Annotated in this window: 22 protein-coding genes and 1 tRNA gene; 7 read left to right on the top strand and 16 right to left on the bottom strand. The window is 59.9% G+C overall.

Annotated elements, in window-relative coordinates; genetic code table 11:
* Nucleotides 1-54 precede the first annotated feature (54 nt).
* Entirely contained in the window at nt 55-2421 is a 2367-nt protein-coding gene (locus ABEB25_RS21890) for an ABC transporter permease (protein WP_345738582.1), read from the bottom strand.
* A gap of 106 nt (nt 2422-2527) precedes the next feature.
* Here ABEB25_RS21890 and murI point away from each other — a divergent pair, with 106 nt between their 5' ends.
* Nucleotides 2528-3337, top strand: a complete 810-nt coding sequence (gene murI / locus ABEB25_RS21895; protein ID WP_345738583.1) for a glutamate racemase — start codon at nt 2528-2530, stop codon at nt 3335-3337.
* Between the two features lie 79 nt (nt 3338-3416).
* On the opposite strand, the gene ABEB25_RS21900 is transcribed toward murI, so the two are convergent.
* On the bottom strand, nt 3417-4709 hold the full coding sequence (locus ABEB25_RS21900; protein WP_345738584.1) for an SGNH/GDSL hydrolase family protein: 1293 nt from the start codon (nt 4707-4709) through the stop codon (nt 3417-3419).
* 80 nt (nt 4710-4789) lie between these two features.
* Between ABEB25_RS21900 and queA the strand changes: the two genes are divergently transcribed.
* Nucleotides 4790-5806: a tRNA preQ1(34) S-adenosylmethionine ribosyltransferase-isomerase QueA gene (gene queA, locus ABEB25_RS21905; RefSeq protein ID WP_345738585.1), complete on the top strand. Its 1017-nt coding sequence runs from the start codon at nt 4790-4792 to the stop codon at nt 5804-5806.
* A 67-nt stretch (nt 5807-5873) separates the two neighbouring features.
* On the opposite strand, the gene sufT is transcribed toward queA, so the two are convergent.
* Nucleotides 5874-6431 (bottom strand): putative Fe-S cluster assembly protein SufT, encoded by a 558-nt coding sequence (gene sufT / locus ABEB25_RS21910; RefSeq protein WP_345738586.1) that lies wholly within the window; start codon nt 6429-6431, stop codon nt 5874-5876.
* Nucleotides 6432-6809: 378 nt separating this feature from the next.
* Here sufT and ABEB25_RS21915 point away from each other — a divergent pair, with 378 nt between their 5' ends.
* The gene (locus tag ABEB25_RS21915) at nt 6810-7133 is read left to right on the top strand and encodes a 4a-hydroxytetrahydrobiopterin dehydratase (protein ID WP_345738587.1); all 324 of its coding nucleotides are present in this window, start codon (nt 6810-6812) and stop codon (nt 7131-7133) included.
* A gap of 113 nt (nt 7134-7246) precedes the next feature.
* Here ABEB25_RS21915 and ABEB25_RS21920 read toward each other — a convergent pair whose 3' ends face one another.
* The 7 genes from ABEB25_RS21920 to ABEB25_RS21950 form a co-directional block, all read right to left on the bottom strand.
* Nucleotides 7247-8599 carry an AsmA family protein gene (locus ABEB25_RS21920; protein WP_345738588.1) on the bottom strand — a complete coding sequence of 451 codons (1353 nt, stop codon included), beginning with the start codon at nt 8597-8599 and terminating at the stop codon, nt 7247-7249.
* Between the two features lie 44 nt (nt 8600-8643).
* Nucleotides 8644-9606, bottom strand: coding sequence for an alpha-ketoacid dehydrogenase subunit beta (locus tag ABEB25_RS21925; protein WP_345738589.1), 963 nt, complete (start codon nt 9604-9606; stop codon nt 8644-8646).
* Nucleotides 9603-10562, bottom strand: a complete 960-nt coding sequence (locus ABEB25_RS21930) for a thiamine pyrophosphate-dependent dehydrogenase E1 component subunit alpha (protein WP_345738590.1) — start codon at nt 10560-10562, stop codon at nt 9603-9605. Before ABEB25_RS21930 ends, ABEB25_RS21925 begins: the two co-directional genes overlap by 4 nt.
* Nucleotides 10563-10766: 204 nt before the next feature.
* Nucleotides 10767-11675, bottom strand: coding sequence for a nucleotidyltransferase family protein (locus ABEB25_RS21935; RefSeq protein ID WP_345738591.1), 909 nt, complete (start codon nt 11673-11675; stop codon nt 10767-10769).
* 101 nt (nt 11676-11776) lie between these two features.
* Nucleotides 11777-14566: a DUF4350 domain-containing protein gene (locus tag ABEB25_RS21940; RefSeq protein WP_345738592.1), complete on the bottom strand. Its 2790-nt coding sequence runs from the start codon at nt 14564-14566 to the stop codon at nt 11777-11779.
* Nucleotides 14556-15527, bottom strand: a complete 972-nt coding sequence (locus ABEB25_RS21945; protein WP_345738593.1) for a stage II sporulation protein M — start codon at nt 15525-15527, stop codon at nt 14556-14558. The genes ABEB25_RS21940 and ABEB25_RS21945 overlap by 11 nt, the downstream gene beginning before the upstream one ends.
* 14 nt (nt 15528-15541) lie before the next feature.
* Nucleotides 15542-16264 carry an RDD family protein gene (locus ABEB25_RS21950; protein WP_345738594.1) on the bottom strand — a complete coding sequence of 241 codons (723 nt, stop codon included), beginning with the start codon at nt 16262-16264 and terminating at the stop codon, nt 15542-15544.
* 188 nt (nt 16265-16452) lie between these two features.
* On the opposite strand from ABEB25_RS21950, the gene ABEB25_RS21955 reads away from it, so the two are divergent.
* Nucleotides 16453-16944, top strand: a complete 492-nt coding sequence (locus tag ABEB25_RS21955) for a DUF5362 family protein (RefSeq protein ID WP_345738595.1) — start codon at nt 16453-16455, stop codon at nt 16942-16944.
* A gap of 109 nt (nt 16945-17053) precedes the next feature.
* Here ABEB25_RS21955 and phoU read toward each other — a convergent pair whose 3' ends face one another.
* The 3 genes from phoU to ABEB25_RS21970 are packed head-to-tail and all read right to left on the bottom strand — an operon-like array spanning nt 17054 to nt 19834.
* The gene (gene phoU / locus ABEB25_RS21960) at nt 17054-17728 is read right to left on the bottom strand and encodes a phosphate signaling complex protein PhoU (protein WP_345738596.1); all 675 of its coding nucleotides are present in this window, start codon (nt 17726-17728) and stop codon (nt 17054-17056) included.
* A 39-nt stretch (nt 17729-17767) separates the two neighbouring features.
* Nucleotides 17768-18658 (bottom strand): UDP-2,3-diacylglucosamine diphosphatase, encoded by an 891-nt coding sequence (locus ABEB25_RS21965; protein WP_345738597.1) that lies wholly within the window; start codon nt 18656-18658, stop codon nt 17768-17770.
* 33 nt (nt 18659-18691) lie between these two features.
* Nucleotides 18692-19834: a glycosyltransferase family 4 protein gene (locus ABEB25_RS21970; protein ID WP_345738598.1), complete on the bottom strand. Its 1143-nt coding sequence runs from the start codon at nt 19832-19834 to the stop codon at nt 18692-18694.
* 181 nt (nt 19835-20015) lie between these two features.
* Here ABEB25_RS21970 and ABEB25_RS21975 point away from each other — a divergent pair, with 181 nt between their 5' ends.
* The 3 genes from ABEB25_RS21975 to ABEB25_RS21985 all read left to right on the top strand — a co-directional run bounded on the left by ABEB25_RS21975 (nt 20016) and on the right by ABEB25_RS21985 (nt 22852).
* Nucleotides 20016-20726 carry a response regulator gene (locus ABEB25_RS21975; RefSeq protein ID WP_345738599.1) on the top strand — a complete coding sequence of 237 codons (711 nt, stop codon included), beginning with the start codon at nt 20016-20018 and terminating at the stop codon, nt 20724-20726.
* Nucleotides 20727-20866: 140 nt separating this feature from the next.
* Entirely contained in the window at nt 20867-22114 is a 1248-nt protein-coding gene (locus tag ABEB25_RS21980) for a sensor histidine kinase (RefSeq protein ID WP_345738600.1), read from the top strand.
* 51 nt (nt 22115-22165) lie between these two features.
* A complete protein-coding gene (locus ABEB25_RS21985) occupies nt 22166-22852 on the top strand; it encodes a hypothetical protein (RefSeq protein ID WP_345738601.1) in 687 nt (228 codons plus the stop codon).
* Between the two features lie 54 nt (nt 22853-22906).
* Here the strand turns inward: ABEB25_RS21985 and gluQRS are convergent, their stop codons facing one another.
* The 3 genes from gluQRS to ABEB25_RS22000 form a co-directional block, all read right to left on the bottom strand.
* A complete protein-coding gene (gluQRS, locus tag ABEB25_RS21990; protein WP_345738602.1) occupies nt 22907-23770 on the bottom strand; it encodes a tRNA glutamyl-Q(34) synthetase GluQRS in 864 nt (287 codons plus the stop codon).
* Between the two features lie 36 nt (nt 23771-23806).
* Nucleotides 23807-24304 carry a type III secretion system chaperone family protein gene (locus ABEB25_RS21995; RefSeq protein WP_345738603.1) on the bottom strand — a complete coding sequence of 166 codons (498 nt, stop codon included), beginning with the start codon at nt 24302-24304 and terminating at the stop codon, nt 23807-23809.
* Between the two features lie 43 nt (nt 24305-24347).
* Nucleotides 24348-24424 (bottom strand) — tRNA-Pro (locus ABEB25_RS22000).
* Nucleotides 24425-24556: the final 132 nt, after the last annotated feature.

The raw sequence follows: 24556 nt of genomic DNA on the forward strand, positions 1-24556 counted from the left end.
CGAGAAATAGGAGTGCAAACTATTCCTGTCTCTTTGCATTTTGTGATTTGAGTCTCATTCACGCGCCTTCAGCACTCCGACCATGTCGAGCTTGTGCACCATGCGGCCGACGACCCAGAAGCAGGCTCCGGCGGCGGTGAGCACGACCAGCACCGCGATGCTGTAAGTCTTGTAGCTGATGATGAGCGGCATGCGGATGGTCTCCGTGCTGATGGCGGCCATGATGAAGGTGGCCAGCCCACGCCCAAAAAGAAGCCCCACCGGCAGGGCGACGAGCACGAGGATGGTCAATTCCCCCAGCAAGACGCTGCCGACCTCGCGCTGGGTAAAGCCCACGACCCTGAGCGTGGCGAGGTCGCGGCCACGTTCGGACAGGGCAATGCGGGCACTGTTATAGACCACACCAAAGGCCACGATGACGGCCAGGGTGAGGTAAAGCTTGCGGATGATGCCGATGCTTTCCCCGGTGGTGGTGCGGAAGGCGGCGAGCTGCTCCTTCTTCACCAGCGTCACGGCAATGCGGGGTGTTTCTTTGACCTGAGTCATGAAGTCCGTCCAGCCTTCCTGATCCACCGTCAGATAGGCACCACTGACGGAATCGCCTTCCTGCATGAGTCGGTGCAAGGCCAGTTTGTCCATGTAGGCCGCCACGCCAGCGAAGTCTTCACGCAGGCCGGTGATGGGCACATTCAGCACGGGGCGGCGGCCTTCCAAGACAGAGACTTGAATTTCATCGCCAAGCTTGGCCCCGAGAATTTCCGCCAGCTTGACGGACATGACGATGCCCTCATCTGGCAGTTCGATGGGATGGCCTTTGGCATCCAGCACACGGTTCAAATCTGCCCCTTTGGGCATACCGGTGATGGAGAGCTTGCGCGTGTGGTGGCCATAGGTCAAACGCGCCTGCACCACGCGGATGGGTTCCGCCCGGATCACGCCGGGCAGGTGCTCGAGATCATGCAGGGCGCTGGCGCTGCCTGGCTCGATGAGAAAGGCCACCACATCCTGCCGCTGCACATCGTTCCATTGATAGGTCAGGAGGTAGTCGATGCTGTCCTCCATGCTGCCAGGCAGCACCATCAGGCCAGTGGCCAGGGAGAGACCCAGCACGGTGAAAGCGGATTGCCAAGGGCGGCGCTCGATATTGCGCAGGGCCATGCGGAAGGCGGGCCCAGTGCCCCGTGTGAGGCCGATCCGCTCCATCAGGCTCGGTTTAAAATCAGCAGGCGGCTCAGGTCGCATCGCCTCGGCCGGGGGCAGCTTCACCGCCATCCAGACCACGCTGAGTACGCCCAGAAAGGAGGCCCCCGCGCTGACGGCCAAGGCCACACCCAGAGCACCGTAATCGAGCATGAACTTGAGGGATGGGAAGCGGAAGAACAGCTCATACATGCTGAGCAAACCATTGCCCATGAAGCGGCCTGCCACACCGCCGATGATGGAGCCGATGACGACGATGACCATGGCAAAGCCCAGGTAGTGCCGCCCCACCTGCCAGGAAGAATAACCCAGGGCCTTGAGCTGGGCGATCTGCTCCCGCTGCAGCCGCACCAGCCGCGCCAGCACGGCATTCACCATGAAGGCTGCCACACTCAGGAAGACGACTGGATAAGCGAAAGACAGCGCATTGAGCACGCGCAGTTCATCATCCAGGCGTGCGGCGCTGCCGTGGTCCTTTCGAGTATAGGCACCGATGGCCCCGTAGCTCATCAAAAGGCGGTCCATCTCGGCGATCACGGGGCCTGGTTCGGCCCCAGGGGCGATGTCCACGACAAAGTCATTGAAGGCACCATCCATGTTATAGGCCACGGCGACGGCGCGATAGTTCATCCAAAAGACGCCAAATCGTTTGTTATCCGGCAGGGTCTCCCCGGCGCGGGCTTCAAAGACAAACTCCGGCGACAGGCCGATCCCCGTCACGGTGATGCGGTCCCGGCGGCCATTGATGATGGCATGCACACCATCGCCGAGGTCCAGCTTATTGGCCAGGGCGAAGGCCTCGCTGACCACGGCCTCGCCGCGTGCATCCGCCCGTGGGATGCGCCCCCGGCGCAGGAAAATTTGGTTTAAAAGTGGGTCCCGGTCCTCCGGCAGGGAGACGATGTGGGCGGTGCAGGGCTCCAGCACGCCAGGAAGGTCCAGCACCGCATCCAGCACCACGCGGGTTTCGATGGCGGCCACACCGGGGATCTCGGCCATGCGGTCCTTCATGGAAAGGGGGGCACGTTTCAGCGAGCCAAACACATCCGCCATTCGGTAGCGCTGGTAGTACGCATCGCGCGTGCCTTCCAGCGTCAGGATGAGGCTGCGCGTCATGATCATCATCGCCAGACCGCAGGCCATCACCAGGGAGACGGCGATGATCTGCCCCTTCATGCGGTTGACATCGCGGAAGAGCTTGAGATCGAGAGGCGTGAGCATCGGGGGGATGAAACGGGATTGACCGAAAGCGAAGGTAGTTCGAAATCCCTCCTGTTCATCCTGCATTTCGTGTGAATGCTATCGAAAGCGCCTGTTATTCTTTTCCATGACCTCTCCTGATTCCTCTGCCCCCCTTGGTGTGTTCGATTCTGGCGTCGGTGGGCTGACGGTTGTGCGCGCCCTGCGGGAGCTTTTGCCGAATGAGTCCATCATTTACCTCGGCGACACCGCGCGGGTGCCGTATGGCTCGAAATCGCCCGATACCATCCGCCGCTTTTCCGTGGAGGATACCCAGTTCCTCGTCAGCCACGGTGTGAAGGCCGTCGTCGTCGCCTGCAATACCGCCACGGCCCACGCACTGCCAGTTTTGCAGGCCACCTTTCGTGTGCCCGTCATCGGTGTGCTGGAGCCTGGCGTGGAGGCCACACTGGCGGATGATTCCTGCGAGCGCGTGGGCATCATCGGCACGGCAGGCACCATTCGCAGCAGTGCTTACCAGTATGCCCTGGCCATGCGGAAACCGGACCTCCTGATCCATGCTATCGCCACGCCGTTGCTTGTGCCTTTTGTCGAAGAGGGCTGGACGGACCACCCGGCGTTGAAATCGGTGCTCAAGGAATACCTCAAGCCCCTGCTGGACAAGGGCATGGATACCCTGGTGCTCGGCTGTACGCACTACCCGCTGCTGATTCCCGTGCTGAAGCGAATGCTGGGAAATAAGGTGCGGCTGGTGGACAGCGCCAGCACCTGTGCGGCCCACACGCAGCGCATGCTGGAGGAGAAGGGGCTGCTGCGCACGGCCAAGGGCAAGCCGACCCTGGAGATCTACCTGACCGACCTCGCTGAACAGGCTGAGGCATTGGCCAAAAGGTTCCTCGGCACCGAATTCGGCAAGGTGAAAAAAGCGACGTTGTGAGCGGCCTCTCAAGCCGTTCTGCAAGCGCCGCTTATGGCCAATGAAACCCCGCGCATGGAGTCGCGGGGTTTTATCGGCGTCACTTCACGACTTCACCCACCAGGAGGATGGCACCGACATAAACGGAGGTGCCATTGAAGCGTTCCGGCTTGTCCATGACGTTTTTGTTTTTGGCCAGGATGGCCACCTTGTCCGGTTGGTCAGGGTGGATCTCGATCTTCACGGTGTGAACCTTGTCTTCCAGATTGCTGCCGATCATCAACGTGGAGAGACGGTGATATGTGCAGTAGGCATCAAAGCGCGGCACGATCTTACTGGGCTGATCATCTAGGGTGACAATCACCTGGCCGCAATCCGGGCCGACGAGGTCATAGAGCGCACAGCGGGTGCCTTTGAACTTGAAGGTGATGGTTTCGCCCGGCTTGCTGCCTTTGTGCAGGGTGGTCATGCGGTTGGCCCAGCGTTTGCCGAAGTCGTCTGTTTTTGGGTCCAGGAGGCTGAAGCCGGTAGAGAGCTGGGCATCTGTGATGGGGGCCAGTTGGGCCTGCTCGTAATGGGTGGCGATGAAGGCAGCCTTCAGCGCATGAGAAGCCGGAGCTTTGGAGGCTGCTTGGATGGGTGCTAGCGAGCGGACAATGGCGGCCAGATACATCTCGTGGCCGGTCTCTACGTGAGGATGCACGCTGTCTGGAGCGAAGACGAACTTGTCGCCCAATGCCTTCTTTTCTTCATCGGTCTTCGGCAGTTTGGCGCGCCATTCGATCTTGCCTTCCTTGGCCAGTTTCGCGACTTCCAGGCCCATGTGAATGGTGGGGATGCCATAGTGGTCGGCGATGGATTCCATGGCGCTGGCGGAACGTTGGAACTTGCCCTCTTTCAGGGGGCCGACGAGCGCCTCCGTCACGGTGTAAACAAAGCAGATATCGCAGTCTGGCAGCGTCTTCCAGGTCTGGCGCACGATACCCTCCATGCACTGGTGGATCTGCTCCGGTGCGGCCCCGCCATCATTGACGGCGAACTCCACGAAAAGCAGGTCCGGCTTGTGGTCCAGAACGTCCTGCTTCAGGCGGAAGACCCCGAGGTCGGATCCTGTGCCGCCGATGGCCGCATTGATCTCGCTGATCTTGGCCTGCGGATAGGTCTTCTGAAAGTGCGCGAGGGTCTTGGGTCGCCAACCCTGCTGGGCGGTGATGCTGCCGCCGAGGTAGCCGATGCGCACCTCGGCCCCTGGCTGGCTCACCTTGGCCAAAAAGTTGGGCAGGCCGTCGCGAGGCCGACATTCCTGGGCTGAAACGAGCGGGAAGTCCTTGTCGGCAGCGGGAAGGGGGGCAGCCGTGATCAATGTGAGAAGGGCGAGCGGTAGAAGACGCATAAAGGAGCCTCCACCCTGGAAGCGGGCTACATCGCTGGCAAGTGGATGCACGGCTTTTCCCGGGTTCATTTTTCCCTTTCATGGCCACGGCTTCGACCGTAAACCTGTATGCCCCCGCCGTGCTCACCTCCGACTTCGATTACCATCTCCCGCCTGAACTCATCGCCAGCGAGCCGCTGGCCGATCGCGCAGCCTCGCGCATGCTGGTGGTGAACCGGGAAGCAGGCACGCTGGAGCATCGCTCCTTTGCAGATTTGCCTCAGTATGTGAGGCCGGGTGACCTCTGGGTGATGAACAACACCCGGGTGGTCCCGGCGCGCTATTTTTCCAATGATGGCAGCCGCGAAGTGCTGCGGCTGGAACCGCTCACGGCCACCCGCTGGCGCTGCATGGTGAAGCCGGGAAAGAAGTTCCGCCTAGGCCATACGGTGCAGATCGGTGATGCGACGGGCACGGTGGAAGACATCCTGGAAAATGGCGAGCGCATCCTACAGTGGGATCGCGAGGTGGATGAAGCCACGCACGGTCATCTGGCCCTGCCGCACTACATGGGGCGTGATGACCAGCCTGAGGACCGCGAACGCTACCAGACCGTGTTTGCGCAGGCCGCTGGGGCTATCGCCGCACCGACGGCAGGCCTGCATTTCACGCCTGAGATTTTAGCAAAGCTTCCCCATGCTTTTGTGACTCTGCATGTGGGTGTGGGCACCTTTCAACCTGTGAAGGCGGACAAGCTGGAAGAGCATGTGATGCACAGCGAGAATTACGTAGTCAGTGCAGAGACTGCTGCCGCTGTGCAGGCCGCGAAGCGCGTGGTGGCCGTAGGAACGACGGCCATGCGCACGCTGGAGACGGTGGCACGCGACCATGACGGCCAGGTGGTGGCCCAGAGCGGCAGCACGGACATCTTTATTTATCCTGGCTACCCATTCCGTGCCGTCGGGGCCATGCTGACGAACTTTCACCTGCCGAAGTCCACGCTGATCATGCTTGTGAGTGCCTTCGCAGGAAAGGAACTCATCCTCCGCGCCTATGAGGAAGCCATCCGCGAGCGCTATCGTTTCTTCAGCTATGGCGACTGCATGCTGATTCTCTAAAAGCCCACCAGGCACAAAAAAAGCCCCAAAGTGATTGGGGCTTTTCAAGTGTTCTGCCCTGGAGGGGTTAGATCATCCCCAGCTTCATTTTCCCCTCCACGGAGATCATGCCCTGGTTCCAGGCGGGTTCCCAGACGAGTTCCACAGCGGCATCGTCCATGTCTTCGATGGTCATGATGCGGCTCTGGGCATCGGCAGCGATGGTGGGGCCCATGCCACAGCCGGGGGCTGTGAGGGTCATTTTCACCACGGCGCGGTTTTTGCCTTCTTCGTTCTGTTCGACCTGACAGTCATACACCAGGCCCAGATCCACGATGTTCACCGGGATTTCGGGGTCATAGACGTTTTTGAGCTGATTCCAAACCTGGGCTTCCAGATCGCTGGCGTTTTCCGGAATGTTGGAAGAGCTGCTTTCGGAGTCTTTTTTGGCCGCTTCAGGGTCGATGCCCAGAGCGTCAACATCCTTGGCGCTGATGCGAGCCAGGCCAAAATCTGTGGCGACCGTGTAAGTGCCGCCCAGGGATTGGGTGATGATGACCTTCATGCCAAGGGGCAAATTGATGGAATCGCCGCTCGGGATCTGGATGGCTTCGACTTCGCGTTTCAGTTCAAGGGAGGAATGCATGGGGGTAAAAAGGAGAAAGGAACTTCGGCAACTTCAGTGGTTGAGCATGGAGGCGGCTCGTCCAGTGTCAACTTACGAGCGGGGACAGAACCCTGACCCAGACTCATTTTCGAGGGGCTTCTCAATGCCCGACAGTGATGCTTCCATAAACCGAATGGTAATGAGCGGGCAAAGATTTGGCTTAGTTATTGAATTGAAGCTTAATTTATGTAAGATTCAGGATAATTTATGGTGTTTTAGTGGCGTTGGTTAATCTTAGAAAAAATAAAGTGAGAGTCGTTTTTTCTTCCTTTCTTCATAAATTATGAATTTTATCGTATAAAAGGCGCAAATTTGCGATATTAGAAAAACACAGCCTTCACGTTCTCTCACTTTTCCATGCGTCTTCTCCTCACCCTTGATGATATCGAAGCGGCTCTGGCCCATCTTCCTGGTTGGAAGCGTGAAGGTGCGAATTTGGTGAAGAACTATCGATTTGCTTCCTATTTGAAGGGCATTCAATTCGTACAAATGCTGGCTCAGTCGGCCGAAGAAATGAACCACCACCCTGACCTTTTTGTCGGCTGGTGCAAGGTGACGGTAAAACTCACCACTCATAGCGAAGGTGGAATTACCCGCCTGGACATTGACATGGCCAAGCATGCCGAAAGATGGTCCAAAGAGACAGAAGCCACGACTGCCACAACACGGGTGGCGCTGTGATGGCTTGATGCGAAGTGATTAAAGGGATGGTTATCGAATTCCAGGCAGGGACCTGTGAATTGTTTACATCCGCTTTCAGGTGGTAGAGCACTCCGTTGGGAGAGTCCCTAAAATTACAGCTTCTTGATCAGCCCTTCGAGCAGGTCGCCCAAGCCCTCGCCGCGCATCAGGTTTTTGAGAACGCGATCAGTCTTGGGTTTCACTTTGGGATCAGAGAGCGGGCCGGAAGACTCAATGTCGAAGGTCATGCGTCCTTGGTCGTCCGAAAGGGCTTTGGTAAGGCCCCGTGCGAGCGATTCGCCAAGTTTGGCCTGGGAAATACCGCTCATCAGCCGAGTCTGCAAGGCCTGACCGCAGGATAGACGCAGTTCGATCTCATGGCGGTCCTGGGCCGCATTGACCCAGGATTTGGGCTCGATAGCGACCTCATATTCCGGGAAAACAAACAGGGTGGGACTGCGGGTGATGAAGCGGTCATTGGTAAAGTCGCCATTGACCACGGCATCCGCCATCAGCGGACCGCCGATGACCACAGGGGCAAGGTCCACACCGTATTCCTGGAGTTTGCGCAGTTCCTTGCCTGCGGCATCGCCGATGGTCATGTGGCCGGCGAGGGTGGAGCCTTTGGCCAGGGTGAGGGCCAGTTTGGTAAAGGGGTTCCATTTTCCGGTCTGAAGGTTGTAAGGGGTGACTTCGCCCTTGCCTGTGAGCATCAGATTGGCCAGTTCGGCAGGCCGTTTGGCACCCGCGATGCGAGCCATGCCATTCACCACGATCCGGGTGCTGAGGGTGGCCAAGATACGGTTGTGATTGGCCAGATCATTCTTGTCCACATCAATGCCGGTAAGATTGAAATCGAGATCCTGGGCAAGCACCCGTGTGGTGCCGCTGGTGATGTCAAAAAGGCCTTTTTCCAAGGTGATGGCCTGCACAGCATAGGCCAGGGCGGGGCTGGGCTCATCGGAGGCCTGGCTTTCCACATTGGGTGGTGGAGGTGAGGTTGCAGGCGTGGCGGCAACGGCCTCGGATGTTCCAGGTCTCTTGAACAGGGCCTCTAGGGAACTGTTGCCCTGGGCATCCTGGGTCTCCCGAACGCTGGGCTTGATGATGCGCAGATGCTCCACAAAGAGCCGCTTGTTCAGCAGATCATCAAGCTTCACTTCCAGAATGATTTCAGGCACCTCCAGCACGGCCACGCCTTCTGCCAGGGGAGCGCGTTCAGCGTAGCGTTTGGCCACCTCCGTATCACGCGGGGCCAGTTTCACGCCGATGAGTTTGAGGGTGGCGGGCCGGGTGAGCAGGCTGAGTTTGGCATCGCCGAGCTCGGCGCGGCAATTCCAGTTTTTTTCAGCCAGTTCCACCCAAGTTTCTGGGCCCATCTTACGCATGACCCACCAGGAGGCCGCCCCCAGGCCTGCGCCTGCCAGGACAAACAGGATGACGAGAAGAAACAGCAGCTTTTTCATGCCCCCAGGCTAGGCGGCAAATCCAAGGCTGGCAAGATGATCCCTCAATACCGTAGCAAGTCCCGCAACGCTGCGGTGATGCTGGAGGTCGTGGGCCGGTGGCTCTTCCAAAGGTTCGGATGGTAGGGGATCGGCGTGTCCTTGCTGTTCAGCCGCATGGGTGGCGCATCCAGCATGTGAAAGGCCTCGCTGCTGACGCGGGCGATGATTTCCGCAGTCACCCCGCCCCAGGGGAATGCCTCACCCACGGCCAGCAGGCGACCCGTGCGGGAGACGGAGGCGAGGATGGTATCCGTATCCATCGGCTTCACGCTGCGGAGGTCCACCACTTCCACCTGGTAGCCGTCCATTTGCAATTCTTCGGCCGATTTCAGCGCTTCATGCAGCATGGCGCTGTAGGTGACCACGGTGGCATCGCGACCTGGACGGGCGATGCGCGCCTTGCCGATGGGCAGGGATTCGCCAAAGCCTTCAGCCTTCAGGTGATAGTAAAGAAACTTGTGCTCACAGAAAATGACAGGGTCATTCAGCTTCACGCTTTCCAGCAGCATCCAGTAGGCGTCTTCGACGGTCGCCGGAGTGAGGATGACAATCCCGGGGTAATGGGCATAGATGCTCTCCATGCTCTGGCTGTGAAATGGGCCGCTGCCGGGGGTGCCGCCGGAAGGCATGCGGATGGTGATGGGGCAGGGTGTGTTCGTGCGCCAGTATAGCGTAGCCGCTTGGTTGACGATCTGGTTGAACCCCACCGAGGAGAAGTCTGCGAACTGCATCTCGATGATCGGGCGTGCCCCCTCCACCGCTGCGCCTACGGCCATGCCGATCATGGCATCTTCGCTGATGGGCGAATCAAACACGCGGCCAGGAAACTCGCGGCTCAGATTTTTCGTGGCCTTGAAGGCTCCGCCGAAGGTGCTGATGTCCTGCCCGTAAAGGAAGACGTTGGGGTCGGTGCGGAGCGCCTCATACTGCGCCTCGCGAATCGCTTCGAGATAGGTGATGCTCATCCGTGCTGTCCCTCTACAAGCTCACTGGTGGACAGTGCGTGCCAGGTTTCCCGGTAGGGATCGGGTGTGGGTTCTTTGCTGGCAATGGCCTGCGCCGCATCCACATCGCGGCGGGCATCTTCCTCCCAGTTGCGGAAATCCGCCTCCGTGGCCCAACCCAGCTCGACGGCCTGCCTTTTGGCCACTTCGATGCAGTCGCGGGCCTCATGCTTGTGCTTGGCGGAATCGGGAATGTAGGAGGCGTCGTCATGCTCGCCATGGCCACCCAGGCGCAGGAGCTTGCCGACGACTAGCTGCGGGCCGTGGCCGGCACGGGCACGGGCAAAGGCAGTGCGGAAGGTGGCCACGCAGGCCAGGAGATCTGTGCCATCCACACTGTGCCCATCCACGCCGTAACCGATGGCGCGGTCCACCAGGTCTTCACAGGCATACTGGCGGCTGGTGGGGGTGGAGTAGGCGAATTGGTTGTTGGCGATGCTGATCACCATCGGCAACTTTTCCACTGAGGCCATGTTCAGTCCTTCATGAAATGCGCCAGTCGAGGTGCCGCCGTCGCCGATGCTTGTGGCGCCCACACTGTCGCCGAGGGTGCCGCGCAGACGCCGTGCAAACAAAGCACCGGCCACCACGGAAAGAAGGCTGCCCAGGTGCGAAATCATGGCCATGCAACCCTCTTTCGGGCGACCACGGTGGATGTTGCCATCACGACCACGCATGGGGCCGGTGACCACGCCGAGGTAGGTGCGCATGGCATCCAGAATCGGCTCGCCATAGGCCAGTCTTCCGGCTTGGTCACGGATCAGCGGTCCATAGATGTCCTTGCCATAACGAAGGTTGTTTCCCGCGGCAGCGCTGAAGGCTTCCTGGCCGCGGCCAAGATAAACCCCGCCGACGATTCGACCGCCAGCCCGGTAAAGACTGCCGAGTTTCTCTTCCAGAATCCGGGAGAGAATCATGCAGCGCAAAGTCTTTAAAAAGTCATCACGCAGGTCCGCTGGAGCGGCAACATCAGGGCTGGGGAGCGTCGAGGTGGCAGGCACGGTGGAGATGGGTCATTTCGTCCGAATCTGAACGATGCGGATTTCGTACCGATGGTTTCACAGTCGTCCGCGGTTGTCCAGAGAGGAAAGCGGCCCTCTCTGAACAAGGACAATACAGGATCAGGCCCAAAGATTCTCTGGATAGGCACCGGCGGCGACCAGGGCGCGGATGCTAGCGACGACGTCCGCCTTGTCTTCTGGGTAGGTAACCCCGAACCAGGAATCGTTGGATTCCAGCACCGTCACGTCGGCTTTGCCGTCGCGGATCAGTACGTCTACTTCCTTGGGCACATAGCACTCGGACTTGAGGTCGGTGCCGCTGGTTTCGAGGAACTTGGTGAAGGCGGCGCGCAGGTGGCCGAAAATGTCGGGGGTGAAGCCGAAGAAGTTCATGGAGACGACTTCTTCACCTGTCAGCGGAAGTGGGGGCTCGCTCTCGCGGTTCTCCGCACCGGTCGGCGTGCGAAAGATCTTGGTCATTTCCGTGACGGAACTCAGCATGCCATCAGGACCGCGGGTGCAGACGCCGCGTGCCACGCTGCCGTGGTCGGAGAGGGTGTTCTTCAGGTAGAAGCCGACCATGGAGTAGTGGCTCTTGCCATCGGAGGCGCGTTCGGAGGCCAGATCAGCACCGATCTTTGCAAAGGCGTCGCGGCCGTAGAAGTCATCGGCATTGATCATCAGGAAGGGTTCGTTGACCACGCCTTCGGCGGCGAGCACGGCGTGGGCAGTGCCCCAGGGCTTGGTGCGGCCTTCAGGCACTGTGAAACCGGCTGGGAGGTCATTGATGTCCTGGAAGGCATAGTCCACGGCGATGCGGTCGCCAAACTTGCTACCGATCTGCGTGCGGAACTGCTCTTCAAAGTCGCGGCGGATCACAAACACCACTTTGCCAAAACCAGCGCGGATCGCATCAAACACGGAGTAGTCCAGCACCACCTCGCCCGAAGGGCCCATGGCATCGAGCTGTTTCAGACCGCCGTAACGGCTGCCCATGCCGGCAGCGAGGATGAGAAGGGTAGGTTTCATGAAAGAAAAGTGGAGGGTAAAATCGATGGCCTGCACTCATGGGCAGGGCACGCGAGGCGTCAACTGACGTTGCATCGGCAATTTGCGAGAAACCGGCCGGTTCAGCCCAGGGCGGTCTTCAGGATTTGCAGGTCCTGAAGGAGGCGTACCATCTCATGGCTGGGAACTTTGCCAGGGGGCTTCAGGGCGGCGCGGATGCGCTCCGGGGGAATGGGTGAGATGGGGGCCAGCATCTGCACCAGGGCCTCATCATCCAGATTTCCCAAATGGGGATGCAGGCGCAGGGCACGGGCGCGGACGGCATCTGCTGCTGCGCCGAGAAGGATGTCTGGGCGCTGCATCCGATAAAAAAACTGCCCCAAGGCCCCGATGTGCTCGGCAAAGTGTTTGGTGTCATGCAGCACCACCTGGCGCATGGGGCCAAAGCGCGGCATGTAAACCCACAGCCAGATCACCGTGAGCAGGGCGAGGCCTATCAGAGGCATCCAGGCACGCGTCCACAGCAGGTTCCAGAAACTGCTCTGCAAGGTGACAATGAACTGCACGGAGCGCGGCTCGTCCCCGACCAAGGCCAGGAGCCAGCGGGCGTGGTCGTTTTCATCCAGGTAACGATTTCGCAGCGGACGCGCATGGTTCAGAACCGTCACCCGCCCATCGCCATGGACGAGGCTCAGCGCGGTCGCCTGTTCCACGGTGCCCGAGACTTCCTCTTCGGGGGCCAAAGCGCGGTTCAGGCTCAGTTTCAACACATCCACAAAGTCCACTTCATAGGTCACCGGGCCGATCTTCATCTTGCTGCGCAAGGTCGGCACATCGGTGGGCTCATGCAGGGCGCTTTTTTCATCCTCAGTTTCGGCGGGCTTTTCTGTGGGGCTCTCCTTGGGCTTCGGGGCTGTCGCATCCTGAGGGGCTTCTTTTTTCTCAGGCTTGGCCTGCTCTGGTTTGAGTTTCTCCTGCAAGGTTTCGATCAGCGCTTTCAGATTGTCTGTACTTTCCACCTTCACGCCGAGAGCCTCCAGCACGGGATCGGCCCGGTCTTCATTGCCCGTGTAGGCATAAGAGGCCATTCCGCTAAACATTCCCCAGTCACTGTAGGGCGCACAGCCAGCGACGGTGTAAATCAGGTGACCTCCCGCATCGGCCCAGTCCAGCAACTGGCGGGCCCGTGCCTCCGGCATGCCAGATTCGCCAGAGACGACGATCACGCCATCCCAGGCGTCGGGCAGTTCTTTCAGTGTGGGCAGGCGCTCGGCCTCATGGCCATAGACTTCCAGCAGTTGCTGCGCTGCGAGAAAGGGGTTCGTCCGGGCCTCGCCTTTGTAGCCCAGGGGAAGGGTGACTTCTTCCCAGTGACCACCGTCGCAGCCTGTAAGAAACGGAAGCATCAGCAATGCCATGGCCACACTGGCAAACACACGCTGCCGGGGCTTCGTGTGCGTCGTCACCGGAGCAAAGGGCCAGGTGCGGCAAAGGGTTTCAAATTCAGTCTCGCCAGCCTCCTGGCCCGCATAGGCTGCGCGCACCCAGGCCAGCGTCAGTGCGCGAAAGAAATCCGTCAAGGCTGCATCGCCCAAACCGGCCACCTGCAGCAGGCAGTCATCCTCGGTATCACTGTCCCGGATGGGCAGCCTCCGCTGTTCGACCAACCTTGAAAGCGAACCCCGGTACAGGAGGCTGAGGGCTTCCCGCAACTGGCCTTTGGCCCAGGCCGCACGGGCTGCTTTGACGATGTCTTCAGGCAGGCTCTCACTGGTGATGTCCAATCCCATGATTACACGAGGGCCGTTTTCCTGAGTCACCTTCACCCGGCCCGCCCCACCCCGGAAGAGGTGCTTATTCAAGATCAGCCAGCGAATGCCCCAACCCAGGAAGATGGCCACCACCGCAGAGACGATGCCGTAGAAAAGCCACCCGAGCCAGCGGGGATCCCCTTGCATGGAGCCATGAGTCTCTGTCTCCTTGGCCCCATTGGGAATCCACAATTGCTGGGTCCGGCTGTGTTCTTTGAACTCTGGCTTTGCTAAGATCTCCTGAATGGCTGTCTCCACCTCCTCGGTGGTCTGGCCGCGAGGTGGCTGCTGAGCTTGCAAGGCTGCTGGCAGCAGGAACAGAAGGGCCAGAGCTGCCGCAGCGAGGGGGCGCAGCCGAGCTGCCAAACGACGGAAGACTAGCTCGATGTCCCAGCCTTCGATCTTGGTGCGGGAGTTCAGGTAGAGGCCAAAGCCTGCCCCGACGTAAAAGGGCTCCACCACGGTCATGGCGCAGAGATAAATCGTATTAGTGAACCACATCTGAGCCTGGGTGCTTTCCATGTAACCTCCGGGGTTTAAAAACAGCTCACCGAAATCCGGAAGACCGGAGGATGGCCCCAGCGAGCTCAGCAGCGCCGTGATCCCAAGAAAAACGGCGAACTCCAGTTTTAAAAACACGAAGGTCACCGAGGTGCCGCTGCTGCCGCCATCCACCGCCAGGGCTTGTAGGCGCTTTTTCACCGCCTTGCCTCGCTGGCCCTCCAGCATCCACACTGGCAGGGCAAAGCTGCGGATGAAAGACAGCCGTCTGAAGATCAGGGCGGATAACAAAAAGCGTGACCACAGGCGTGGCCACTCGCGCAGTGACTCCTTCAGCGAGGGCTTGGCCCCAAAGGCGGCCCGGCTGAGGTAGTGCAGGGGCAGGCGGTCATACAGCGGCTTCAGCCACCATGCCACCATGCCGAAAACGATCGGCTGATTCCATAGCAGCACCGCCAGCAGCGCCCATACGGGCACAGTGGAGATGAGCCACAGCAGCAGCACCCGCCCATAGTCCCGGCGCACCAGGGCGCAGCCTAGATCTGCCGCCTCCCATGACTGGCGCGGGCGCAGGGTGATGGTGAGATCCTCAAGACGCATGAGGCCGCTCCTTTCCGCTCAAAAACAGGTAGCCCAGCGTCAGCAGCCACATCATGCCGCCCACTGAATAACGGAGCAGGGGAGGGAAGGGATTGGCCGACCAGAAGCCCTCAATCACCGCTGCAAAGGCCGTCATCAGCGCCGCCCCGGTGATGAGTACCAGCGCACGCCGCCCACCCAGCACCAGCGCGGTCCTGCGGTCATACGGGCCCGGTTTCACCAGCGAAAGCCCCAGGCGCATGCCGGCCATGCCGGAAATCACCACGCCCATCAGCTCAGGGGCGGAGTGTCCGGCGACAAAGGAGTAAAATGTTTCCGGATTGCAGGCGTGGTGGACATAGCCGGTCGCCGCGCCTAGATGCGCGCCGTTAAACAGCATGATGATCATGGATCCCACGCCGCCCAAAAGACCGCCGGCAAACGTGCGTAGATCAATGCCCACATTGTTCCAGATATAGAAGGCAAACATGCCGAAGTTCGAGCCAAACTCCTCGCGCATGTAGTCATGCGGGGAGGTATCCTTGCCATACATCATCTCCATCTGGATCATGCCATCCGGCCCGAGGATGGACATGGCCCATTCCGGATCAAACGGCGTCCAGGCGGCGAGAAAAATGAAAGGCCCCCAGAACATGGCCATGCAAAACCAGAACAGACCGCGCTCCGCCCGCACGGCGCGCGGAAATTCGGTGAAGACCATCTGCGCCAGCCGTTCCCAGCCGCCGCTGATGCGCCTTTCCAGCGTGCGATAGCCATTGATCGCGAGGGCATTCAGCCTCCCGACCAGCCGGGGGCCGTACATTCGGTGCTGGGCCACACTGAGGTCATGGCAAGCTTGGCGGAAAAGCTGAGGCAGTTCCTCCACTCCCTCACTTTTCTTTTTGGACTCCACCTCGTCCAGCAGCACCTGTAGCCGCTGCCAGCGGGCTTCATTTTCTTTTTCAAACTGGGCCGGAGTCATGGTTGCAAAGTTGGTTATCCCTGACCGCCCTTTTGCAGCCACACACCCATCGCACAGGCGCGGCTCAGCCCGGCCAGGCCTGTTTTGCCAGTCAGCGGCTCCAGCACATCCGCCAGCTCCGTCTTGCGTGCATCCGACCATTGCGGCGCCCGCTCCAGGAACTGCAGCAGCGCGGCCTGCTCCGCCCGGGAGAGTGCCACCGGCGGGGCCTCAGGCTCCACATTCACACGCTGCGCAGAAACCTTCACATGTTCCGGCTCGGCATAGACCACCACAGTATCCGCCACCAGGTCTCCCAGACGTTGGAAACGCTGGCTGAACAGGCAGCACATCAGCCCAAAGAGATAACAGAAGGGCATGAAATCGATCACTCGCAGCAGATTGCGGATGATGGATTGTGGCAGCAGCACGGGCGCACCGGAAACGCTGGAGACCTTCAGCTTCATCATTCGCTGCCCCGGGGTTGCGGCCTTCCTGGTCATCTCAAAGAAGACATTGTAGAACCAGGAAAGTGCAAACAGGCACAGCAGCAGGATGCCCTGCACCGTCTTGTCACCCAGGCTGGGGCCCATCAACGTCAGACCCAGTGATAGCGCGATGATGATGCCGGCGAAGATCAGCAGATCAATCAGCCAAGCCACGCTGCGCGCAGCAGGCCCGGCCACCCGCAGGTGGATCTCCACCCCATCGGCAAGTTCCACAGGTTGGAGGGTGTCAGCAAGAGTGAGGGCAGCCATCGGAGAATCAACGCCTGAGAATGAAGCGGCAGCCACGTTGTTTGACAACCCTGGAGTGAGACTTATCCCAGATAAGCCTTTTTAATGTAGATGCAAAGCTCCTGATGGGTAACTCAGCATTGCTTTGAGCCTGCCCTCGTGAAGAATGCCCGGGCTGCCCGTGATTCGCAGCCTTATTTCGCCCTCTCATGGAAAATCCCTATACCGCCCCCTCGGCCAATCTATTTGGCAACACCAGCGCACACCCGGAGACCATCCCCCTGGAAGTGGTGACCCCGCTTCAGCGCACCAAGGTTTGGGTGCGGGTGGTGTCCGTAGCGCTGTGGCTTCTGGTGGTGGTGATGATGGTGTTCGGGGCTTCATCCGCCTTTGTGTATTCGATGGCCGGAGCCACCTCCGAAGGTAAAGCCCCTGGAATGCCCGAACTGTGGATCTTTATCTTTGGTGCCATCTTTTATCCGCTTATGGGCGTCCTGTACGTCTTCCCAGCGATCAAGCTGTGGGCCTACGGCAGCCGGATCAATCGACTGGTGATTTCCCACAGCCTGGAGGATCTCGTCTCGGCCATGGACAAACAGCGGTCCTTTTGGAAATTCATGGGTATCGTCACCCTGGTAATCATGGGTATCACCCTCTTCCTTTTGATCACGGCGACTGCCAATGCGGTTCGGGGCAGATAGGCCGCAGCCGGTTTTTGATCGGTGGGTGCTCCAAAGTCTTCGGCGCTCTGGAGCACCTTTGCTCCAAAGAACACCCTCACGACGCTCCCGCAGGAGCGCATGAGATTGTTCAGCTCTGCGGATCAAGCCGCTTGTTCTTGTCGAAGCGCACGTCTTCGGCGCGTTCGATGAAGATGGTGTCTTCGCAGATGTTCTTGGCGTGGTCGCCCACGCGCTCCAGAAACCGGGCCACAAAGATGAGGTGCAGGTACCCTTCGAGCGGGGCCTGGCGGGCCTCCATCACGCGCAGCAGCGCCTGGTCCACGGACTTTTCAGCAGCGTCCAGTTCCTTGTCCAGCAGGCGGCTGGCGGCGGCGGCTTCCGGGTCGGCATTGGTGAAGGCCTGGATGCTGGCCTCCAGATTCCGGGCGCAAAGGTGATACACGGGCTGGATCAACGTCAGCTCCGGGATTTCCGGCAGCAGGTTGATGGCGCGGGCCCGTTTGGCGATGCTGCATGCCTGGTCGGAGATGCGTTCCAGATTGTTGGCCACGCGGATGGTACCCATCACCTGACGCAGATCGTGTGCGGTCGGCTGGAATTTCAGCAGGATCTGCATGCCCAGTTGGTCGATGCTTTTCTCCAGTTCATTCACGTCCTGGTCTGCGGCGATGGCGGCGTTGCAAAGGTCCGTATTGCGCTCCAAAAGGCCGCGCATGGCACTGCCCAGATTGCGGCGGGCAATGCTGGCCATGGTGAGTACCTGCTCGCGCAGGCGGTCGAGGGATTGGTCGAAAGTAGACAAAATATGCTCTTGCATCAGTGGCGTGGGCTAAGGCTGAGGCTACATGGGCAATGTGACGTTTTCGACACCTATTTTACCTTCGTTGGCAACTTCAGCGACCACGGCATCCCCCTTGGGCTCGCGGTTGGTGCGTTCGCAAAACTGGTCATAGGTGATGACTTCGAACTCGCCATTGTCGTGTTCCAAAATGGCGGTGAGGGATTCCACCCAGTCGCCGGAATTCAGGTAGTGGGTCTGGCCCACCACTTTGTTGGCGGGGCTGTGGATGTGGCCGCAGATGATGCCCTTGCAGCCTTTGGCCTTGGCCAGTTCCTGGAGCTGTTCCTCATACTTGCCGACAAAGCTCACGGCTGATTTCACCTTCAGCTTTACCCAGCGGCTGAGCGAGAAGCTTTCCTTGCCACGCACCCGGCGGTACCAGTTGTAGGCGCGGTTCACCCGCAGAAGGAGGTTGTAGCCGATGCCGCCCAGCTTGGCGATCCACGGATGGTTCGTCGTCACATGGTCGAAGCCGTCCCCGTGGACCACCAGATAGTCACCTTCGCGGGTGTGGTGGATGTGCTCATTCGTGATCAGAAAGTTGTCGAGCCGGATGGGAATGAAGCGGTCCAGGATGTCATCATGGTTGCCGCGCAGATAGATGATCTGCGTGTTTTCCTTTTCCATCTTCTTCAGCACGGTGCGGATGAAGTGGGTGTGTGCCTTGTTCCACCCGCCGAGGCGTTTCAGATGCCAGGCGTCAATGATGTCACCATTGAGCACCAGTTTGTCACACTGGGTGTTGCGGATGAAATGGGAGGCCTGTGCCGCCTTGCAGTCTGGCATGCCCAGATGCACGTCCGAGATGAAAACTGTGCGCGCGCGCAGCTTGGTCTTCGTCCTCTCCGGATTGGTCGGAGTATCAGGCAGGTCTTCAGGATCTTGAGGCATGGGGTAGAGTGAACGCGGAGAATGCGGGGCGGGTCAAGCCGGGTCTTTGGCCGGGGCAGGGGGAATAACGGTGATGAGTTCGGACTCGAATTGCTCGATGACGCGCTGCCACCCGAGGTGGCGGGCGGCCGCACGGGCAGCCAGGCGCTGAGCGGAGTCCTGCCAGGAAGTGGCGGCTTTTTCACATTGCAGGAGGAAGTCCGCCTCATCATCAAAGGCGGCCAGCAGGCCATTTTCCCCAGGACGGATCAGCAGACGCGGGGCGGCGTAATCATAGGCCACGGTCAGCAGGCCGCTGGACATGGCCTCCAGTACCACGTTGCCAAAAGTTTCGGTGATGCTGGGAAAGACAAAGACATCAGCACTGGCGTAGTGAGCCCCCAGATCTGACCCGGTACGTGGGCCGGCGTAGTGAAATTCAGGGTGCTCGGTCTGCAGGCTTTTCAGCTTCGGCCCATCCCCCACCACCACACAGCGGGCCTGGGGATGTACCTCGCGGAAGCGGGCAAAGGCGCGCGTCAGCAGTTCCAGATTCTTTTCTGCGGCCACGCGCCCCACATACAGGGCCACCGGAGTGTCATCGGTGGCGCCCCAGCTTTCACGCAGGGCGGTGCTGCGCCGGGCGGGATCAAAAACATCCGTATCCACCCCACGGCCCAGCACGCCGACGTTATGGATGCCCCAGCGTTCCAGCATGGCTGCCGTGTCTGTGCTGGGCGTCAGCGTGCGGGCAGTCTGGTTGTGAATGCTGCGCAGCAGGCCCTGGGCCACACCTTCCAGTCCTGGCAGGGCGTAGTCTTCCAGGTAAGTTTGGAAGTTGGTGTGAAATCCCGACACCATCGGAATGCCCATTTTGTTACCTGCGCGGATGCTGGCGATGCCCAGAGGTGTCTCCGTTGCCACATACAGGGCATCCGGGCGGAAGGTCTCATAAAGCGCCTGCATCTGCCAGGTGGTGGTGAACCCCATGCGCAGTCCTGGGTAGCCGGGCAGGGGCATGGCCATGACGGTGTGGCGTTTGACCGCGTCGGCCGCCTCCTCGGGCCCCGCTTCCAGGGTTGTTACCACTTCCACGTCATGACCGCGCTGTTTCAGGCCTGTGGCCAGGGTTGCAAGAGTTCTCGCCACCCCGTTGATATCGGGTGGGAACGTGTCGGTGATGAGCAAAAACCTCATGTCACATGCTGTGATTCAGCTCCATAGAGAGCAGAATGTCTGCGTTACAAAGTGATCCATTGTGACGAATGCGTCACCCTGATTGTTGAAATAATGTGAAGCAGAATTCCAGATTGTGTCATAGATGTCACCAAGAACAGTTTGGTGACAGACCCTCTACTTATGTAAATGGCCAGACGATATGAGCAAAATCTTGGTAGTAGATGACGAGCCGGATATTTCAGAGCTGATCACCCTGCATCTGATGCGTGAAGGGCATGAGTGCATCTGTATCACCAACGGACTCCAGGTGATGAATGCGGTGATTGAGAACGAACCCGACCTGGTCGTGCTCGATCTCATGCTTCCGGGCCAGGATGGGGTGACCATCTTCAAACGGTTGCGTGCTGACAGCCGCACACGTTCTGTGCCTGTCATCATGCTGACCGCACGGGCCCAGGTCACGGACAAGATCAACGGCCTGGAACTCGGTGCCGATGACTACCTCACGAAACCCTTCTCCCCGCGCGAACTCTCCCTCCGCATTTCGGCCATCCTGCGCCGTACCAAAAAGGTTACCCACGTTTCCGAAGTGAAGACCGGGGCTTTCCTGCTGGATCGTAAGAACATGAAGTTCTTTCACAATGGCACCCCCATTGACCTTACCACCACGGAGTTCAAGCTCCTGGCCGTGCTGTTGGAAAATGTCACGGCTGTCCACACCCGCGCTGAGTTGCTGCGTGAAGTCTGGGGTTATTCTGATGACGTAGCTACACGCACGCTAGATACCCACATCAAGCGCCTGCGTGAAAAGTTGGGCGAGGCAGGCCGGCACATCATCACCGTCCGCGGCACTGGTTACCAGTTCATCCCCGATCCCGTCGCCATCGCGGCTGACAGCCTCGCCTCGTGAGCCGAGATTTATTCACTCCATGCCGGTCAACAGGGCAGGGAAATGCAACGTACTGAGAGTTGCACACCTTTTCCTTGCTTCTTCCCCCGGCCTAACAACATCTGCATCGCCTTTTTCCGGCTTCCCTCCGTTTACATTTCATGACCATCACCTTGCTTAGCCTCGCCCTCTTGCTCCTTGCAGCCTGGGCCTGGCGGCGTGAGCAGCACTGGCGCAGCAGCGTCCAGCAAGTGACCAAGGCCGCAGGGCTCACCATTTTCGAGGCCGACAAGCTCAGCGCTCGCTTTCAGGGCCTGGCCGAGGCCCAGCACGCGCTGAACAAGGAGGAGTACCTGCGCCGTCTCTTCGAGTCCCTGCTCAATGAAATCCGCCAGGGGGTCGTCATTGTGGATGACCACCAGCGCATCAAATTTTGCAACCGAACGATGGGGCACCTTTTCCATCGGCCATCCATCCATCGTGGCCGGACGCTGCTGGAGGAGTTTTCAGACCACCAGGTCAGCGACACCGTACAGGCGGCGTTGCAAAACCAGCGTCGAACGGTGAAGGAGATCGACGTCCACACCACCCTCGGCTCTGGGGCCATCAGCACCCGCCATTACCTCATCGAGGCGGCCCCGCTCCCAGCCAAAGCCGAGGCCGGAGCCTGGCTGATGGTCTATGATATCACGGAGCAGACCCTCGCCGAGCAGGTGCGCAAAGACTTCGTGGCCAATGCCTCCCACGAACTGCGCACGCCGCTGACCCTCATCAACGGCTACATTGAGACGCTGCAAAGCGGCCTTATCAAGGATGAAACTGCCCTGCGTCGCTGCCTCGACGTCATGGAAAAGCATGGCAAGCGCATCATCCGCATCATTGAGGACATGCTCACCATCTCCCGTCTGGAAAACGGCAGTTCCGCCCTCAATCTCGAGGCCTTCACCGCACGCTCCTGTGTGCAGGATGCTCTGGACCACCTGTCCCCGATGCTGGAAGGGCGGGATGCCCGCATCAATCTGGATTTCCCGCCCGATGGCGGCCAGATGGTGGGCGACCGCTTTTACTGGGACCAGGTGTTCACCAACCTGCTGGAAAACGCCATCAAGGAGAACCCCAATCCGGGACTCATCCTCAAGGTGACGGGCCAGTGGTTTGCCGACCACTGCCTGCTGACGATTTCCGACAATGGCATCGGCATTGCCGCCCACGATCTGCCTTTTGTGTTCAAGCGTTTCTTCCGTGGGCACAAGCACCACTCTCCCGAAATTAAGGGTACTGGGCTCGGCCTTAGCATCGTCCGCCGCACGGTGGAGGCGCATGGTGGCACGATTGACCTCACCAGTACCCCTGGGGTGGAGACCACCTTTCGCATCCGGGTGCCGTTGACTCCCAGCATCCCTGGGTGAAGCACAATGCAAGGTTGCTCAGCGGCGCAGGTGGCGTAGCCTGTGGCAGCCATGTCCCGCCCGTCATTCCCCCCTGATGCCGCCTCCTCTGGCAACCTCAGTTCCAAATTGCCCCAGGTGGCTGTTGCCGCGGCTGCGGGGGCTATTTTGAGTTCACGTTCTCGCCTGGGCGGCGCCCTGGTGCTGGGCGGACTCGCCTGGCTGGCCTCACGTCGTCGGCCTTCATCGCCCGTACCCGTGGCTGCTCTCCCGACTTCGTTGGATGACATTTGTGCTCCATCGTCTCCTTTTTTGGAAAGCGTTTCGCCTGAGTCGTCCTCGCCTGCGCCTGATTGGGAAGATCTGCGAAGCAGCCTGCAGCCGCCGCCATCGCTCTTCACCCCGCCGCCGGTGCCCACGCCCCCGGCTCCCACATCTCCGCTGGCAGACTCACCTTTGCTGCATGCCGTCCCGGTCTTTGTCGAGGTCGCGGAAAATGCCCCGCCTCGCCGCTCATCCCAGGCCATTCTGCCAGATACCATTGCCATTCCCACCACACCGGATCCCCCGCCGGACCTCCTGGCGGAGACTGAGCCCCCCGTGGAGGCCCTGCCGACGAGCTTTACCACCATCCAGCCGAAAGCAGGACTTCGGCTGCCGCCCACGGACCTGCCCGCTGAATTACCGCCTCTGGAATTCCCCACTCCGCCCCCTTTGCCGCGACGCAAGACCTTCCTTGAGTGGCTTCGCGAAGCGTGAACTGCTGAAGTGAAACCCGCCTAAATGGGAGGTGAGAGCCTAACAAAAAGGGTGTTATGAGTTTTGGTGTTGGGCCGATTCGACCTCCAGCACCTCGCGGACCCGGGCCGCTGTCCAGCCTTCGTCCCGCAAGGTGCGCAGGGAGCGGGCATTGTCCCGCTTTGCCAAACGGCGGCCGTTTTCATCGGCGATGAGTCGGTGGTGATGCCACTGAGGCACCGGAAGCTTCAGCAGCTCTTGCAGCAGACGGTGCAGGTGGGTGGCTTCAAAGAGATCCTCTCCCCGTGTCACCAGGGTGATGCCTTGCCGGGCATCGTCAACCACTACGGCTAGGTGATAGCTCGCAGGCGTATCCTTGCGGGCCAGCACCACATCCCCAAAGACCGCAGGTTCCGCCCTTTGCAGGCCCCGGTTGCCATCCTCCCAGGTCAGGCCGTGGCCCGCTAGGGCGATAGCTTTGGCCACATCCAGCCGCAGGGCGTAGGGCTGCCCGGCAGCGATGCGTTCGGTCCGTTCAACGACGCTGCGGTTTCGGCAGGTGCCGGGGTAAAGAGCCCCATCTGGACCATGCGGGGCCTGGGCTGCCTGGGCGATCTCCTCCTGAATTTCGCGACGGGTGCAAAAGCAGGGATACAGCAGCTCCAGGGCTGCCAGTTCATCCAGCGCCCGCCGATAGTCCTGCGCATGGTCAGACTGTCGCAGCACAGGCTGTTCCCACGTCAGCCCGAGCCAGCGCAGGTCATCGAAGAGCGCCGTTTCATATTCCGGGCGGGCACGTGTGCCGTCGATGTCCTCCAGCCGCAGGAGGAACCTGCCTGAGTTTTGTCGCGCTTTTTGTTCGGCAAACAGCGCCGCATACGCATGACCCAGGTGCAGCCAACCGGTGGGACTGGGGGCAAAACGGGTGATGATAGGCATGAGTGTGCCCTCATTAAGCACGCGGCCCGCAATGGCTCAAGCCTGCTCTGGCGGCGGCGGGGGCAGCAGTTCTTCGCGCTTCATCAGGTCGCGCACGCGCAGCAGCAGCAGTTCGCCCTTGGGAGTGTTGCAGATTTCGCCCAGGAAGGGGGTCAGACGGTCCGTCTCGGCCACGGTGCTATGCACCAGGGAGGCGAGGATGCGCTGATCGTAACGATGAGGCGGGAAAATGTTGGTGATGCGAAACATCACGGCACCGCTGTCCCAGTCGAGCTCGAAGTTGCCCAGGTTCAGTTCTTTATTCGTGCGCATCAGCAGTTCTGCGACTGGCAGGCGGTGCGTGTGAGGAACCTGGATGGAGGCCGTGGCCACCACCGTGGCGATGTGGGCCTCCCCATAGATTTGCACATGCAGGGCCACCTTGGTGTGATGGGCTTCGAAATCGGCTTCGAGGACTTCCATGCCGACGACTTCGCGATAATGCCAGCCTTGAGCTTTGAAAGTGGTGAGTGTGGCGGCGTAGAGTGCGGACATCCGGTGTGCCAGAAACTTTTAGTTCCATTCCATTCTCTTTGAATGGTCGGGGCGGCCAGATTCGAACTGACGACTTCTTGCTCCCAAAGCAAGCGCTCTACCAGGCTGAGCTACGCCCCGTTTGCTCGCGGTGCCTGAGTGGCTGCGAGCGGGCAGTGACAATGCTGCGCCTTGAGATAAGCGCAACTTAAATTCATGCATCTTTGCATGAATTTCGCGTGATCTTTGGCCCGCCTTCCGTTTGGATGCTCA

This window comes from Prosthecobacter algae (genome assembly GCF_039542385.1).
Lineage (GTDB): Bacteria > Verrucomicrobiota > Verrucomicrobiia > Verrucomicrobiales > Verrucomicrobiaceae > Prosthecobacter > Prosthecobacter algae.

What these genes read in the sequence shown, in the direction of transcription:
- ABEB25_RS21890 (WP_345738582.1), bottom strand. Translation starts at nt 2,421, where the DNA reads ATGCTCACGCCTCTCGATCTCAAGCTCTTCCGCGATGTCAACCGCATG.
- murI (WP_345738583.1), top strand. Translation starts at nt 2,528, where the DNA reads ATGACCTCTCCTGATTCCTCTGCCCCCCTTGGTGTGTTCGATTCTGGC.
- ABEB25_RS21900 (WP_345738584.1), bottom strand. Translation starts at nt 4,709, where the DNA reads ATGCGTCTTCTACCGCTCGCCCTTCTCACATTGATCACGGCTGCCCCC.
- queA (WP_345738585.1), top strand. Translation starts at nt 4,790, where the DNA reads ATGGCCACGGCTTCGACCGTAAACCTGTATGCCCCCGCCGTGCTCACC.
- sufT (WP_345738586.1), bottom strand. Translation starts at nt 6,431, where the DNA reads ATGCATTCCTCCCTTGAACTGAAACGCGAAGTCGAAGCCATCCAGATC.
- ABEB25_RS21915 (WP_345738587.1), top strand. Translation starts at nt 6,810, where the DNA reads ATGCGTCTTCTCCTCACCCTTGATGATATCGAAGCGGCTCTGGCCCAT.
- ABEB25_RS21920 (WP_345738588.1), bottom strand. Translation starts at nt 8,599, where the DNA reads ATGAAAAAGCTGCTGTTTCTTCTCGTCATCCTGTTTGTCCTGGCAGGC.
- ABEB25_RS21925 (WP_345738589.1), bottom strand. Translation starts at nt 9,606, where the DNA reads ATGAGCATCACCTATCTCGAAGCGATTCGCGAGGCGCAGTATGAGGCG.
- ABEB25_RS21930 (WP_345738590.1), bottom strand. Translation starts at nt 10,562, where the DNA reads ATGATTCTCTCCCGGATTCTGGAAGAGAAACTCGGCAGTCTTTACCGG.
- ABEB25_RS21935 (WP_345738591.1), bottom strand. Translation starts at nt 11,675, where the DNA reads ATGAAACCTACCCTTCTCATCCTCGCTGCCGGCATGGGCAGCCGTTAC.
- ABEB25_RS21940 (WP_345738592.1), bottom strand. Translation starts at nt 14,566, where the DNA reads ATGCGTCTTGAGGATCTCACCATCACCCTGCGCCCGCGCCAGTCATGG.
- ABEB25_RS21945 (WP_345738593.1), bottom strand. Translation starts at nt 15,527, where the DNA reads ATGACTCCGGCCCAGTTTGAAAAAGAAAATGAAGCCCGCTGGCAGCGG.
- ABEB25_RS21950 (WP_345738594.1), bottom strand. Translation starts at nt 16,264, where the DNA reads ATGGCTGCCCTCACTCTTGCTGACACCCTCCAACCTGTGGAACTTGCC.
- ABEB25_RS21955 (WP_345738595.1), top strand. Translation starts at nt 16,453, where the DNA reads ATGGAAAATCCCTATACCGCCCCCTCGGCCAATCTATTTGGCAACACC.
- ABEB25_RS21965 (WP_345738597.1), bottom strand. Translation starts at nt 18,658, where the DNA reads ATGCCTCAAGATCCTGAAGACCTGCCTGATACTCCGACCAATCCGGAG.
- ABEB25_RS21970 (WP_345738598.1), bottom strand. Translation starts at nt 19,834, where the DNA reads ATGAGGTTTTTGCTCATCACCGACACGTTCCCACCCGATATCAACGGG.
- ABEB25_RS21975 (WP_345738599.1), top strand. Translation starts at nt 20,016, where the DNA reads ATGAGCAAAATCTTGGTAGTAGATGACGAGCCGGATATTTCAGAGCTG.
- ABEB25_RS21980 (WP_345738600.1), top strand. Translation starts at nt 20,867, where the DNA reads ATGACCATCACCTTGCTTAGCCTCGCCCTCTTGCTCCTTGCAGCCTGG.
- ABEB25_RS21985 (WP_345738601.1), top strand. Translation starts at nt 22,166, where the DNA reads ATGTCCCGCCCGTCATTCCCCCCTGATGCCGCCTCCTCTGGCAACCTC.
- gluQRS (WP_345738602.1), bottom strand. Translation starts at nt 23,770, where the DNA reads ATGCCTATCATCACCCGTTTTGCCCCCAGTCCCACCGGTTGGCTGCAC.
- ABEB25_RS21995 (WP_345738603.1), bottom strand. Translation starts at nt 24,304, where the DNA reads ATGTCCGCACTCTACGCCGCCACACTCACCACTTTCAAAGCTCAAGGC.